Source organism: Acidisoma cellulosilyticum, from assembly GCF_020621385.1.
In the GTDB taxonomy this organism is placed as follows: Bacteria; Pseudomonadota; Alphaproteobacteria; order Acetobacterales; family Acetobacteraceae; genus Acidisoma; species Acidisoma cellulosilyticum.
In genome coordinates this window covers 429,704-442,686 of the sequence record NZ_JAESVA010000005.1, presented here as the reverse complement: position 1 = coordinate 442,686, position 12,983 = coordinate 429,704, and the positions used below count along the sequence as shown (strand labels likewise).

At 62.7% G+C, this 12,983-nt stretch carries 12 protein-coding genes; 6 read left to right on the top strand and 6 right to left on the bottom strand.

From position 1 onward, the window contains the following. Together ACELLULO517_RS17000 and ACELLULO517_RS16995 are read right to left on the bottom strand one after the other, a co-directional pair. Positions 1–1,542 (bottom strand): sugar ABC transporter ATP-binding protein, encoded by a 1,542-nt coding sequence (locus tag ACELLULO517_RS17000; protein ID WP_227308593.1) that lies wholly within the window; start codon positions 1,540–1,542, stop codon positions 1–3. A 24-nt stretch (positions 1,543–1,566) separates the two neighbouring features. Beyond that, positions 1,567–2,550 carry a sugar ABC transporter substrate-binding protein gene (locus ACELLULO517_RS16995; RefSeq protein ID WP_227308592.1) on the bottom strand — a complete coding sequence of 328 codons (984 nt, stop codon included), beginning with the start codon at positions 2,548–2,550 and terminating at the stop codon, positions 1,567–1,569. A 158-nt stretch (positions 2,551–2,708) separates the two neighbouring features. Here ACELLULO517_RS16995 and ACELLULO517_RS16990 point away from each other — a divergent pair, with 158 nt between their 5' ends. The 5 genes from ACELLULO517_RS16990 to ACELLULO517_RS16970 are packed head-to-tail and all read left to right on the top strand — an operon-like array spanning position 2,709 to position 6,754. Next, positions 2,709–3,341 carry a glucose-6-phosphate isomerase gene (locus ACELLULO517_RS16990; protein ID WP_227308591.1) on the top strand — a complete coding sequence of 211 codons (633 nt, stop codon included), beginning with the start codon at positions 2,709–2,711 and terminating at the stop codon, positions 3,339–3,341. A 1-nt stretch (position 3,342) separates the two neighbouring features. Then, positions 3,343–3,990, top strand: coding sequence for a bifunctional 4-hydroxy-2-oxoglutarate aldolase/2-dehydro-3-deoxy-phosphogluconate aldolase (eda, locus tag ACELLULO517_RS16985; protein WP_227308590.1), 648 nt, complete (start codon positions 3,343–3,345; stop codon positions 3,988–3,990). 14 nt (positions 3,991–4,004) lie between these two features. Then, positions 4,005–4,964: a shikimate dehydrogenase family protein gene (locus tag ACELLULO517_RS16980; protein WP_227308589.1), complete on the top strand. Its 960-nt coding sequence runs from the start codon at positions 4,005–4,007 to the stop codon at positions 4,962–4,964. Positions 4,965–4,968: 4 nt separating this feature from the next. Next, positions 4,969–5,913, top strand: coding sequence for a phosphoglycerate dehydrogenase (locus ACELLULO517_RS16975; RefSeq protein ID WP_227308588.1), 945 nt, complete (start codon positions 4,969–4,971; stop codon positions 5,911–5,913). Then, positions 5,897–6,754, top strand: a complete 858-nt coding sequence (locus ACELLULO517_RS16970; protein WP_227308587.1) for an MBL fold metallo-hydrolase — start codon at positions 5,897–5,899, stop codon at positions 6,752–6,754. Before ACELLULO517_RS16975 ends, ACELLULO517_RS16970 begins: the two co-directional genes overlap by 17 nt. Before the next feature lie 170 nt (positions 6,755–6,924). On the opposite strand, the gene ACELLULO517_RS16965 is transcribed toward ACELLULO517_RS16970, so the two are convergent. The 3 genes from ACELLULO517_RS16965 to ACELLULO517_RS16955 are packed head-to-tail and all read right to left on the bottom strand — an operon-like array spanning position 6,925 to position 10,463. Continuing rightward, positions 6,925–7,926 (bottom strand): ABC transporter permease, encoded by a 1,002-nt coding sequence (locus tag ACELLULO517_RS16965; RefSeq protein ID WP_227308586.1) that lies wholly within the window; start codon positions 7,924–7,926, stop codon positions 6,925–6,927. 13 nt (positions 7,927–7,939) lie between these two features. After that, entirely contained in the window at positions 7,940–9,463 is a 1,524-nt protein-coding gene (locus tag ACELLULO517_RS16960) for a sugar ABC transporter ATP-binding protein (protein WP_227308585.1), read from the bottom strand. Between the two features lie 7 nt (positions 9,464–9,470). Then, entirely contained in the window at positions 9,471–10,463 is a 993-nt protein-coding gene (locus tag ACELLULO517_RS16955) for an ABC transporter substrate-binding protein (protein WP_227308584.1), read from the bottom strand. A gap of 314 nt (positions 10,464–10,777) precedes the next feature. Between ACELLULO517_RS16955 and ACELLULO517_RS16950 the strand changes: the two genes are divergently transcribed. Beyond that, positions 10,778–11,689 (top strand): SIS domain-containing protein, encoded by a 912-nt coding sequence (locus tag ACELLULO517_RS16950; protein ID WP_227308583.1) that lies wholly within the window; start codon positions 10,778–10,780, stop codon positions 11,687–11,689. Between the two features lie 24 nt (positions 11,690–11,713). On the opposite strand, the gene ACELLULO517_RS16945 is transcribed toward ACELLULO517_RS16950, so the two are convergent. Continuing rightward, complete coding sequence (locus tag ACELLULO517_RS16945; RefSeq protein ID WP_227308582.1) at positions 11,714–12,829, bottom strand: NADH:flavin oxidoreductase/NADH oxidase; 1,116 nt, start codon at positions 12,827–12,829, stop codon at positions 11,714–11,716. Positions 12,830–12,983 lie beyond the last annotated feature (154 nt).

Below are 12,983 nucleotides of genomic sequence, written 5' to 3'. Positions count from 1 at the left end.
TCAATTCACCGGCTGATGCTTATGCGCAGGAAGATCGAGCGGGGCGGCCTGATCGGCCGCGACGGAATTTGTCATGGCAAGGGCGAGAAGCTTTTCCTCGGAATAGTCTTCCGGCAGCAGCATGCCGCGCAGCTCCCCTTCTGCCATCACCAGAACGCGGTCACAGAGACCGAACAGCTCCTGATGTTCCGAGGAAATGACGAGGATAGCGCGACCGGCAGCCGCCAGCTCCTCGATCAAGCCATAGATTTCGGTCTTGGCGCCGACATCCACACCGCGCGTCGGCTCATCCAGGATGATGACATCGCCGCCGGCATGGAACCATTTCGCCAGCACGACCTTTTGCTGATTGCCACCCGAAAGGCTGGAGACGGGCGCTTCGGGCCCGGCCGATTTCAACCGCAGCTGCTGGCCGAGTTTCATCACCGTATCGCGCTCGCGCTGACGGCGGATGAAACCTAAAGCGTTCACCACCGGCTTCAGCCGCGCCATGGTCGTATTGATGCGGATCGACATATCCAGTATGGCGCCGTGATGTTTCCGATCCTCCGGCACCAGGCCGATACCGGCGAGCACGGCATCCAGCGGCGAATTGATTTTCACGACTTTGCCGTGGACGCGGATTTCCCCGGACTCTTTGGCGTCCGCCCCGAAGATCAGCCGCGCGGTTTCCGTGCGGCCGGAACCGACCAGACCGCCGAGGCCGACGATTTCGCCCGCGCGCACCGATAGGCTGACGCCACGGACCTTGATGCCACGGCGAAGATTCTCAACCTTCAGAACCTCCTCCCCGATACTGCGATGGGCGGCTTTCGGGAAAAGTGCCGCCAAAGACCGCCCGACCATCATGCGGATGACGTCGTCGATGGTGGAGACCTGCGGTGAGGTGACACCGACCAAAGCGCCGTCCTTCATGATCGTCATGCGGTCCGCGATCTTGAAGACCTCCTCCAGCCGATGCGATATATAGACGATGCCGACACCTGAATCCCGCAGCACGGCGATGATGTCATGCAGCCGCTGCGCGTCACGCGAGGACAAAACGGCGGTCGGTTCGTCAAAGACAATGACCTTGACGTCGCGCGACAGCGCCTTGGCGATTTCCACCACCTGCTGCTGAGCGACCGCGAGGTCACCCACGCGGCGGCGGACGTCGAGTTCGAAACCCATGCGGGCGAGCACGTCCCGCGCACGGCGGTTGAGCTTCCCCCAGGAAATCGCCGCCGGCAATTCCCGCATGAAGATGTTTTCGGCGACCGACAGATCGGGCGCCAGCGCCAGTTCCTGATGGATGACGGCGATGCCGAGATCGGCCGCCGCTTTCGGGTCCGCCAGGGTCAGACTGCGGCCTTCGAAAGTGATGCTGCCGGCCTCGGGCTGCAGCTCCCCCCCGACGACGCGCATGAGCGTGGATTTGCCGGCACCGTTTTCGCCAAGCAGAGCATGAACTTCCCCCGCCCTCAGGGAGAAGTCCACGCCCTTGAGCGCCCTGACGCCACCGAAGGATTTGGTGATGCCGGTCAGCGTCAGAAGATCGCTCATGGTCTCGCTTCTACCTCGGCTCGTTCAGAAGACCGCCTTGGGATTGTAGAACTTGGCGACATTGTCCTTGGTGATGACTTCGGGCGTCGTGTAGTCAACGCGCGGGAAGTCCGCCGGCAGCTTGCCGGCCAGCGCCTTCAGCCCGATATCGACGCCGGTGCGGGCGACGAGATCCGGATTGTTGAGGCCGGTCGCGCCATATTCACCCTTCTGGATCAGCTCCAGCGCGTCCTTCTGCCCGTCAGCGGCGGCCACCAGCAGCACGCCGTCAAGCTTATGGGCTTCGCGCAGCGCATCCCGCGCGCCGAGCACCATCGAATCATTCTCGCCGAGCACGACATTGACGTCCGGATGCGCGGTCAGGATGTCTTCCATCGCCTTCAGGCCGCCATCGGTATTCCAGCCGCCCCAGCCCTGGGCGACAACGTCAAAGCCGGCATGGCCGCTTTTGACCAATTGCTCCTCGATCACGCCCTTCAGCACGCCCAGGCGGCGTTCCTCACCGACGATATTGCCCTTGTCGCCCGAAATCAGCGCGATCTTCATCGGCTTGCCGGCCATCTTGTCGGCCAGCCACTGACCGACAAGGAAACCGTTCTGGTCGTTTGATGATTGCACAAGGGTGACGTACTTGGCCTTGGGGTCCAATCCGCTGTCGATGACCACAACCTTCACGCCGGCCCGCGCGGCCGCATTGACGGAGGGCACCATCGCTTCCGGATCGCGCGGATTGATGATGAGCAGCTGAATACCTTTGGAGACCATGTCTTCTACGTCGCCGATCTGCTTGGTCAGATCGTTCTGACCGTCGGCCGTGGTGACGGTGCAACCGTTCTTTTTCGCTTCATCGACGGCGGCTGCCATCTGCGCTGCATAATAGGGCGCGCCGAGCGTGAACATGGACACACCGACCGAACAGGCGGCATGGGCGGTGGCGGCAGCGAAGGGGGCCAGCGTCACAGCCAAGGCGGAGCCCAGCAGCAAGCGGCGAAATCCTGAAACGGTCATTATTGTTCTCTCCCTATGATCGCGTGATCGCGATGATTTTTTGTAGCAATAATTCATGAATTAGGGGGCCGTCAACGCTCTTTGGACGATTTTGGGGATTTTCTTCGCGACAAAGGGCGTATAAAGGTAGTTAAACTACAAACGCATAGGGAAGCGTCATGCAACTGCACGAGCCGATCCTTTGTCCCGTCTCGGTTTCCGCCGGACGACTCGGCCAGGCCTCGGGCCGCTATACGAAGCAGCTCTCCGATCTGAACGGTCTGTATGAGGACCAGACGGCCTTCGCCGCCGCGCTTAGCGCGGGCGACGGGATAGTTTATGAAGTGACGGATTACCGTCCCTCCGCGAATGCCGGCGATCTCATCTTCGGCGTCACGCGCATGGAGCCAGGGCGCATCGGCGATGAGTTCTATCTCACCCGCGGCCATATCCATGCCCGCGCCGATCGGCCGGAAATCTATTACGGCGAGGCTGGTCAAGGCGTGATGCTGCTGGAAAGCCCCGAAGGCGAGATCCGGGCCTTGCCCATCGGTCCGCGCGACATATGCTATGTGCCGCCCTTCTGGATTCACCGCTCCGTCAATATCGGCAGCACCGAACTGGTCATGTCCTTCATGTATCCGGCCGATTCCGGGCAGGATTATGCTATCATCGACCGTGCGGGCGGCATGCGCCAGCGGGTGGTGGCGGATGGGCAAGGTTGGGCGCTCCGCGACAACACGCTCTATAGGCCCCGGCACAGGGACGACATCGCGGCGCTTTATGCCGCCAATAGCAAGAACGAGATGTAACATGACCGATCTACTGGACCGCATCGGCGCCATCGGCGTTGTACCCGTCATCGCCATCGACAGCATTGACCACGCATTGCCGCTCGCGGATGCGCTGTTGGAAGGCGGATTGCCGCTCGCCGAAATCACCTTCCGCACCAAGGCCGCCGCCGATGTGATGCATATCCTGCGCGACAAGCGGCCTGATCTGCTGGTCGGCGCCGGCACTATTCTGGATATCGCCTCGCTGGAAGCTGCCAAAGCTGCCGGTGCCGCCTTCGGCCTTGCCCCCGGCTTCGACGCCGAGATCATGACCGGTGCCGCCGCGCGCGACTTTCCCTTCGCACCCGGCATCATGACCCCGAGCGAATTGGGCGCGGCCATGAAACTGGGCGCGAAACTCTGCAAATTCTTCCCCGCCGGCATTGCCGGTGGACCCGCCGCCCTGTCCGGCGTTTCGGCGCCCTTCGCCCATCTCGGGCCGCGCTTCATCCCGACCGGCGGCGTCACCGAAAGCACCATTGCGGAATGGCTGACGATCAAATCCGTGCTCGCCGTCGGCGGCACCTGGATCGCCACCACCAAGGATATGGGCGACGGCCGTTGGTCTGACATCACGGCCAAGGCCCGTGCCGCGGTGGCCCGCGTGCGCGCGGCCCGCGGCGGCTGAGCAGGAGAGATCGCATGCCCCTTCCCGCCCCTGCCACGCGGCCGACGCTCTATTTCATCGGCGTGTCCACCGGCCAAAGCTCCATCATGCGGGTTTTCCCTGCCTGGGCCGCGCATCTCGGGCTTGATGCCGAGATCAAAGGCATCGACTTTCCGCTGCACGCGGACCCGGCTGCCTACCGCGAGGCTGTGGCATTCATCCGCGACGACCCGATGTCGGCCGGCGCGCTGGTGACGACGCATAAGATCGATCTGTTCAAGGCCTGCCACGATCTTTTTGATGTCATCGACCCGCATGCCGCTTTCATGGATGAGACAAGCTGCATCTCGAAGCTGGACGGCAAGCTGGTCTGTCACGCCAAGGACCCGATCAGCTCCGGCCTGTCGCTGGACGGATTTCTGCCGCCGGATCATTTCGCCAAGACGGGGGCTGAGGTTTTCTCGATGGGGGCCGGCGGCTCCACCATTGCGCTGACCTGGCATCTGATGCGCGCGGCGCGCGGCGCCAATGTGCCGAGCCGCATCGTCGTCTCCAACCGCAGCCAAAGCCGGCTGGACGAGATCCGTCGCATTCATGAACAGGTGCCGACGACCGCCAAGCTGGATTATGTCTGCGCCCCGGATCCGTGCGACAATGACGCCGTTGTGGCTTCGCTGAAACCCGGATCGCTCGTCATCAACGCCACCGGCCTGGGCAAGGATGCGCCGGGTTCGCCGCTGACGGACGCGGTGCAATTCCCGGACAGCGCCATTGTCTGGGACCTGAACTATCGCGGCAATCTCATCTTCCTCGATCAGGCGCGCGCGCAGGAAACGGCAAAGCATTTGCAGATCGAAGACGGCTGGACCTATTTCATCCATGGCTGGACGCAGGTGATTGCCGAGGTCTTCCATATCGATATCCCGACCAGCGGGCCTGATTTCGATGCGTTGGCGCGCATCGCGGGCGAGGTCGGCGCCGTGAAGCGAGCTTAGCACCATGTCCGGCAAAATTCTGGTCACGCCGCGTAGCTTGACCGCGCATCCGCATCCGGCCTTCGCGCATTTCGAGGCTCATGGTTTCGAAGTCGTTCTGGGCCCTGCGGGCAAACAGCCTGACGAGGCGGCGCTGCTGTCCCTCATCCCCGATTGCATCGGCTGGATCGCCGGCGTGGAACCGGTATCGGAGGCCGTGATCGCTGCCGCCGGCAGCCTGCGCGCCGTCGCGCGCAATGGCGTCGGCACCGACAATCTGCCGGTCGACCATCTGCGCGCCCGCGGCATTCCCGTGCTGACCGCCGATGGTGCCAATGCGGCCGGTGTCGCGGAACTGGCGATCGCTTTGATCTTTTCGGCGCTCCGCCATGTGCCGGCGGCGGATGCCGGCATCAAGGCCGGCCATTGGCCGCGTCGTCGTGGTCGCGAATTGCGCAGTGCGACCGTGGGTGTCATCGGGTGCGGTGCCATCGGGCGGGATGTCGTGAAGCTCACCGGTGCGCTCGGCGCGCGTGTCATCGGCCACGATCCGATGCGGCCGAATTTCGAGACGCCGCCGGATTTCCGTTGGGCTGACATCCCCGAACTGCTGGCGGAATCGGATATCGTGACGCTGCATTGCCCGCCGCCGGCGAACGGCCGTCCGCTGATCGATGCGGACCATCTGGCCGGCATGCGTTATGGCGCGATCCTGGTGAATACCGCGCGCGCAGGCTTGGTGGACGAGGCCGCCATTCTGGCCGCGATCGAAAGCGGGCAGCTGGATACCTATGCGGCCGATGTCTTCGCGGAGGAGCCGCCGCAGTCCCTCGCCCTTGCCGGCCACCCGCATGTCATCGCGACCAGCCATATCGGCGCCTTCACGGAGGAGAGCGTTGACCGCACGACGGTCATCGCCGTGCAGAACCTGCTGGCGGCGCTGAAGGACGACCATGCGCGTCCGGTGTGACGCGCAGCCTTTCACCGGGCCGCTGGCAGCGCGCGTTCAGAAACCGGCCGAGGGCGTCAGCCTCTATTGGCTCGGTCAGGCCGGCTTTCTGATCCGGGGGGGCGGCCTGACGCTGCTGATCGACCCTTACCTGTCGGACAGCCTTGCCGAGAAATATCGCGGCAAGCCCTTTCCGCATCAGCGGATGATGCTGACACCGATCGCGGTCGCGGATCTGCCGCCGATCGATCTTGTGCTTTGTACCCATGCCCATACGGATCATATGGATCCCCGCACCTTGCAACCGCTGCTGGCGTTGCAGCCGCAAACACGCGTCATCAGCCCGCGCGCGAAGCTGACGGAGGCGATGACGCGCGCCAGCGTGGATGCCGATCGCGTCGTCACCATGGATGCGGGCGAGACCATCTCTCCCCTGCCCGGCCTCACCATCCGCGCTGTCCGCGCGGCGCATGAGACAGTGGAGAGAGACGCGGAAGGCTGTCACGTCTTCCTCGGCTATGCCATGACCCTCGGCGGCTGCACCGTCTTTCACGCGGGCGATACTATTCCCTTCGATGGACAGGTCGATGAAGTGCGAGCGCTAGGCGCCGATATCGCCCTGCTGCCGGTCAATGGCCGTTCGGCGGCGCTGGCGGCGCAGCGTGTGCCGGGCAATTTTTTTCTCGCCGAAGCCATCGCGCTGACGGCGCAGGCCGGCATTCCGACGATGATCGCGCATCACTTCGATATGTTTGATTTCAATACCCTGCCGCGTGCGGATATCGAAGCTGCCGCCGCACAGCCCGATCTGCCGATCAATCTGCTGCCGGCGGCGCCGGGTGTGGCGTATCGGTTGGCCTAGTGGTGAAGAGTGGATCCCCGGGTCAAGCCCGAGGATGACACATCATTAAATACATTCCCCACCAATAACCGTCATCCCCGGGCTTGACCCGGGGATCTTCTTTCCTGAGCACCCAAGTCAGAAGATTCCCGCAACACGTGCCGGGATGACGGCTCATGATGCAAAATCCCCTACCGCCTGCCGCCCTTGCGTAGCTTGTCCAACCAGACCGCACCCGCGATCAGCGCGCCGATGACGATCTGCAGCGTAAACGCGTCGATGCCAAGCAGATTGCCGCCATTGGTGATGGTCGTCATGATCAGCGCACCGAGAATGGCGCCAAGCACGGAGCCCTGCGCGCCGTTCAGGCTAGCGCCGCCGATGACGGCGGCAGCGATGGCGTAAAGCTCATACCCCTCGCCCGCCGTCGGTGCCGCCATGCGCACGCGCGCTGTGAGCACAAGACCGCCGATGCCAGCCAGCAGCGCGCCCAGGCCATAGACCGCATAAATGGTGCGGCGCAGATTGATGCCGCTCAGCCGCGCCACCTCCTGGCTGGCGCCGATGGCGTAGAAATTCCGCCCCAGCCTTGTGCGTGTCAGCACAAAAGCCATGACGACGGCAAGGATGATCCAGACCCAGAATTGCGACGGCAGCGCGAAATAGGAGGCCTCACCGAATTTCAGAAAGCTCGGCTGCAATCCCGTGATCATCATCGCATTGGTGATGAGGCTGATCAGGCCGCGCACCATCGTCATGGTCGCAAGTGTGGCAATGAAAGGCGGGATGCCGCCTTCATAGATCATAATCGCATTGACGATGCCGATGACGACCGCCGCCGCCAGACCCGCGACGCATGACAGAAGGACACCGCAACCACCGACCATCAGCATGGCGGTGACGACGCCCGTCAATCCCGCCACAGCGCCCACCGAAAGATCGATGCCGCCGGTGATGATGATCGCTGTCACGCCCAGCGCGATGATGCCGTTGATGGCCGATTGCTTCACGAGATTCGCGAGATTGGACTGCGTGAAGAAATAGGGCGAGGCGAAGCTCAGGATAAGGAAGAACACCACCAGAATCGCGCCCAGCGTCAATTCCGTGCTGTAGCGATGCCAGAAGGAGAAGCTGGACGCCGGGGGCCGCTTCGCGCCCTTGGCCGGGCCGATGCCGGGAATCGTCATTGCCATGTCACTATCGCTCTTATGACGCGAGGCCGGAGGCAAGCCGCAACAGCCGCTCCTCCGTCGCCTCTTCCTTGTCAACGATGCCCATGATGCGTCCTTTATGCATGACCGCGATACGGTCCGAGATGCCGATCACCTCCGGCAGATAGGAGGAGACGACGATGATGGCGCGACCTTCATCGGCCAGCTTGTGAATAAGGCCGTAGATTTCGACGCGCGCACCGACATCGACGCCGATGGTCGGCTCGTCGAACAGCACAATGCGCGGATCGGCGGCCAGCCATTTGCCGATGACGACCTTCTGCTGGTTGCCACCGCTGAGATTGAGAACCTTCTGGAAAGGCGACGGCGTGCGGATATTCAGCGCACGGATGAAGCGCCCCGTCACCGCATCTTCCTTCTTCCTCTCCAGAAGACCGAACCGTCCCTGGTTCTGACTGACGACCAGGTTCATGTTGACATTGACGTCGAGTTGCAGGGCCAGCGACTGGTGTTTGCGGTCCTCCGTCAGCAGCGCCACACCTTCGCGGATCATGCCGAGCGGCGAGTTTGGTTTCACGACCTTGCCCTCGATGCGCATCTCCCCACTATCCATCGGGTCCGCGCCAAAAATCACCCGCAGCAACTCGGTCCGTCCGGCGCCGATCAGCCCGTAGAGGCCGAGGATTTCACCGCGGCGAAGCGTCAGGTCGACGCTGTCCAGACGACCGGCGGCGGTGATGCCGCGCAGGTCCAGCGCCACATCGCCCGGCGTCGGCGGCCGATGCGGAAAGGCCGCGTCCAGGCTGCGCCCGACCATCATGGCCATGATATCGTCTTCGGTGACATCAGCCACCTGAACGCGGCGCACGAAGCCGCCATCCTTCAGAATGGTGGCACTGTCGCAGATGCGGAAAATCTCCTCCAACCGGTGGGAGATGTAGATGACGCAGCGGCCTTCCTGTTTCAGCTTCTCGATGATGCCGAACAGAATATCCGTCTCGGCATTGGTCAGCAGCGCCGTCGGCTCATCGAAGATGATCAGCTTGGCGCCGCCCCAGATGACCTTGGCGATGGCGATCAGCTGTTGCTGCGCGATGGGCAGATCGCCCACGCGCATGCGCGCATCCGTCATGATGCCGAGGGAGCGGAGAAAGCGCTCCGTCTCCTGCCGCATATGGCCCCAATCGACCATGCCGTTCTTTCGCGGCAGATGGCCGAGGAAGAAATTCTCGCCCACCGTCAAAGGCTGGGCGAGGGTCACATCCTGATAGACGGCGGCAAGCCCCAGTGCCTGGGCTCGCAGCGGCGAGCGGACTTCCACCGCTTCACCGTCGAGAAACATGCTGCCCTCGTCGCGCTGAATGACGCCCATGAGGATCTTGATGAGGGTCGATTTGCCCGCACCATTCTCCCCCAACAGGGCATGCACCTCCCCCCGCATCACCTCCAACGTGACATTGGAAAGCGCGCGCACGCCTGGATAGCTTTTGGAAATACCGTCCAGACGCAGGAAGGGCTGCACGCTCGGCGCCTGCATCACTGGGGCTGCCGCCGACATCCGCGGCCTATTCCTTGCGGGTCAAGGGGTTGAGCAGGCCCTTCATGTCCGGCTGATCCATATTGGACTTGGTGATCAGCGCGACGCCGGTATCGGTATAGGCCGCGACCGGCTTTTTGTTGATGGCGTCGATGACGAATTGCACGCCCTTATAGCCGAGGCTGTACGGGTCCTGCACCACCAGCGCCGAGAGATCGCCGCTTTTCAGCGCATCGACTTCCTGCGGATCGGAATCGAAACCGATGGCAACCAGCTGGCCGGTTTTGCCGCTGCTTTGGATCGCCAGCGCCGTGCCGTCCGCGGAATGGTTGTTATCGGCGAAGAATCCGAGAATATCCGGATTGGCGGAAATCACATCGGTCGCCGAGGACATGCCCTTCTGGATATCATTATCGATATAACGCACCGGCAGCAGTTTCAGATCCGGTGCAATTTCCGCGAGTTTCGTGGAAAAACCCTTGTCACGGTCTGTCAGAACCTGAACGCCGGCGTAGGCGCTGATCATGCCGATCTTGCCTTTGAGCGGCTTGCCGGCTGCCTTCAGCATATCCACCAGCGTCTGTGCCGCCTGTCCGCCGGCCTTGATATTGTCGGTCGCGAGATGACCGGTCACCGTCACGCCGCGGACGCGATTATCGGCGGTCACCACCGGAATGCCCTGGGAAATGGCCTGGCCGATGGCTTCCACCGGCGCGTCGGAACTGGACGGTGCGATCAGGATACCGTCAGGATGACGGGTCACCACGTTTTCGAGGATCGAAACCTGTTGATCGACATCGGTTTCGGAGGGCGGACCATAGATGGTGACGCTGACGCCCGGATGGTCATGCGCGTAATTCTTCGCACCCACGACCATATATTGCCAGAAATCCGAATCGGTCGCCTTGATGATGACGGCGATCTTTTCGTCCTTGGCGAAACTGGGGCTCGCCGTCAGCAGGCTTGCGCCCGCCAAACTGCCCCCGAATAAGGCTGCCGCCATCAACAGATGTCTTTTCATCGCGTTTCCCCAGCTTAGGCTGATGATTGATTGCTTCGTTGCTTCAGCCGATGACGGACGGGCCAGTCGTTCTAACTTGTGACCGCCCATCATCCAGCGTCCTGTAGTTTTAATTCACGATATCCGGTCCGGCAATGGCAATTTTGGATGTTTCCGCGCCAATATAGGCGATGAGAGCCTCACAAAAGTAGCAGCGCTACACATATCTCAGGCCCAGGGCAGGTCATCGGCCCTATCCGCCTGTTGCCAGGGGCAGCCTGCTTGGCCTATCGCAGAGCATTCTCTGGTCGAACCCCATGAAAGCGCCTGGTCCAATGTCCCGTAATCCGGAGCCCCATCACCGCCGCGCCGGACCGAATATCCTGGAAGTCGTGCGACTATCGATCGACGAGTTGCGCAAATCCGAACGCAAGGTCGCCGATCTCGTGCTCGCGAATCCGCAGCAGGTTCTGGCCGGCACGGTGGCCGAGGTCGCGAAGCTCGCCGATGTCAGCCAGCCGACCGTCATCCGCTTCTGCACGGCCGTCGGCTGCACCGGCTTTCATGATTTCAGATTGCGCCTTGCGCAAAGCGTGGCGCTGGGCACGCCCGCGACCCATTCCGTCATCCGCAGCGACGATCCGCCGGCGGCCGTCGTCGAGAAGATCTTCGAATATACCATGACCAGCCTGGACTGGGCGCGGCATCATCTGGATGCCGCCGCCCTCGGCGCTGCCATCGACGTGCTCGCCTCGGCTCGCAGTATTACCTTTTTTGGCTTCGGCGCTTCCGCGATCGTCGCACAGGATGCCGAGCAGAAATTCCCGCTATTCGGCGTGCCTTGCCGGGCGCTGGCCGACAGCCATCAGCAGGTCATGGCCGCCGCGATGATGGGACCGGAGGATGTCGCGGTCGCCATTTCCAATACCGGATTGTCCCAGGGGATCATCGAGGCCGCGCGCATCGCTCGCGACCATGGTGCCCAGACCATCGCGCTGACCGGCGCACGCGCCACGCTGTCGGACCTTTGCGACATCACGCTGCTGGTCGAGACTTTGGACAATACCGACGCCTTCACGCCGACCACATCGCGCGTCGCCGCACTCGTCGTCATCGATGTGCTGTCGATCGCGGTCGCGTTGCGCCGTCACGGCGATCAGCTGGACCGGATGCGCGACATGAAGGCGACGCTGAGCAATTTCCGCATGGGTGCGAGTGCCGCAGAGGAGGATGGGGACCCGACCTAACGCGCGTCCCCATCGCAAGCCCCCTTACTGCGCCGAGGGCCGTCCCGGACCGGCATAGCGCGCCAGCCAATGCGCGTAAGGTGCCGGCAGAGTCCAAGCCGGATCCTTCTCGCCCAAAGCCTGGGCGAGATCATAGGCGTAATGCGGATTGGCGAGATGGGCCCGCCCGATCATCACCAGATCGGCCTGCTGTTCCGCGATCACCAGATCGGCAATCTCAGCGCCGTCGATGCACCAGGCGACGGAGACCGGCAATGCGGCCTCCTGTCGCACGCGCTGCGTGATGGGCGCGAGGAATCCCGGCCCCCAGGGCACATTGGCGTCCATCGTCGAGAAGCCGACCGAGACATTGAGCATATCCAGCCCGCCACGGCGAAAGGCCTTCACGAGTTCGATGGATTCCGGGACGATCTGATCGTCATGGCCGTCGAATTCGATGACGCCGAACCTTGCCGTCAGCGGCAGGTTTTCCGGCCAGACGGCGCGCACGGCGTCCAGCGTTTCCAGCAGGAAGCGGCTGCGGCCCTGGAAATCTCCGCCATATTGGTCGCTGCGCTGGTTGGATTGCGGGTTGAAGAAGCTTTGGCCGAGATAGCCGTGGGCGAAATGCAGCTCCAGCCACTCAAAACCGGCATCGCGCGCCCGGCGGGCGGCAGCCACGAAATCCGCGCGCACGCGCTCGATATCGGCAATCGTCATCGCCTTCGGCACCTTGGGCAGACCGCCACCGAAAGCGATGGCGGAGGGGGCGATGGTCGGCCAGGCGCCGAGCGCGCCGTCCGGAATATGGTCATCGCCTTCCCAGGGCTTATTGGCGCTGGCCTTGCGGCCGGCATGGCCGATCTGGATACCCGGCACCGCTCCGGCCGCCTTGATGGAGGACGCGATGCGCGCCATGCCTTCGACATGCGCGTCATCCCACAACCCGGTGCAGCCCGGGGTGATGCGCCCTTCGGGGGAGACGCCGGTTGCTTCCACAATCACCAGGCCAGCGCCACCACGAGCCATGCTGGGGTAATGGACCCAATGCCATTCGTTGGTGAACCCGTCCAGGGCGCTGTATTGGCACATGGGCGGCACCGCGATGCGGTTGCGCAAAGTCACGTCTTTCAGCTCAAACGGCTGAAATAATGCCGACATTCTATTTATCCTTTGTATCGTCAAACGAGCGAATCTTGGGTCCGGCTGTACAGTCTGTCAGATTTGATCGGAAGCGCCCCCGACTCTGTCCTGCGCAGCTTCAACCCGTTTGCACAGGCAAGCGGCCAGAGAGGCGCCACGTCGGGTAGTTCCG